The sequence below is a fragment of the Collimonas antrihumi genome, from assembly GCF_018304965.1.
GTDB lineage: Bacteria > Pseudomonadota > Gammaproteobacteria > Burkholderiales > Burkholderiaceae_D > Collimonas > Collimonas antrihumi.
In genome coordinates, this window is the sequence record NZ_JAGQED010000074.1 from 1 (window position 1) to 891 (window position 891).

Here is an 891-nt window from a genome sequence, read left to right on the forward strand (position 1 = left end):
GAAGCACGCAAGTTGGATTTCGTTCAACGCCTTGGGAAGTGTAGCCCGCGACCAGTCCGCGAGGACCGGTAGTGCGGCTATCAAATGCCGTGTTTCATTCCCTTGCAATGCCCGGAATTTGAGGTAACTCTTGAGACTGGCGCGGATTACGCCGAGCGAAGCAGGCCGCCAACGCTTGGCGTAATCCATCACGCATCCTTCGATATCCGACGGGGTGACGCGGCCGATATTCACAGCGCCCGTTCCGAATTGATGCTCCAGAAAGTCACCGATATGTTTCAATCGATAGAAAACAGTCGTCGTTTCCGCAAAACCACAGATCTCTAAAAGATATTGTCGAAATTTCGTGAGTTCGCGCGACGCGGGCGTTGAACTCGGCGGTACCTTGCAGGGATAACCTTGTTGTCGTAATACGATCACTAAATACTTGAGCGCCGGACGAATATTGATCACATGGCAGGGGCGCGGGGCCGGGCAATCGCAGGCGGGGAGGTGGTCATGGATAAACCGGTTAATCAATGTCTCATTGATGTCCGACAATCCAAAGCTTTCCACTCCTCCCCAATAGGCGAAGTGTGCGATCGCCTTCAAGTACGCACGAACACTATTATCGGCATAGCCCTGCGCGCGCAAATGATGAACGTAAGGGACAACAAGCGGACTCAGCAGGCCATCGACTAACCAATCGCGGCGAACGAGGCTCGCCACCACGAAATCCTCGGATTCTTCTGACATGGTGTACTCCTGGAAGGTTGTAGAACCTGCAGGAAACCACGATTTTTATGTAAAGTTCGACCGGTAGTGAGTGCCGCAGACGCGAGCGCCCGGCAGGCAAACATAGGGAATCGAAACTGCAAGGCGTACATAATTCCGAACCGAGGATAATTCCTT

1 pseudogene is annotated in these 891 nt (G+C 53.1%); it reads right to left on the reverse strand.

Going from position 1 to position 891, the window contains the following annotated elements:
* Positions 1-735, reverse strand: a pseudogene (locus KHU29_RS22040) (hypothetical protein); the annotation flags it as partial.
* Positions 736-891: the final 156 nt, after the last annotated feature.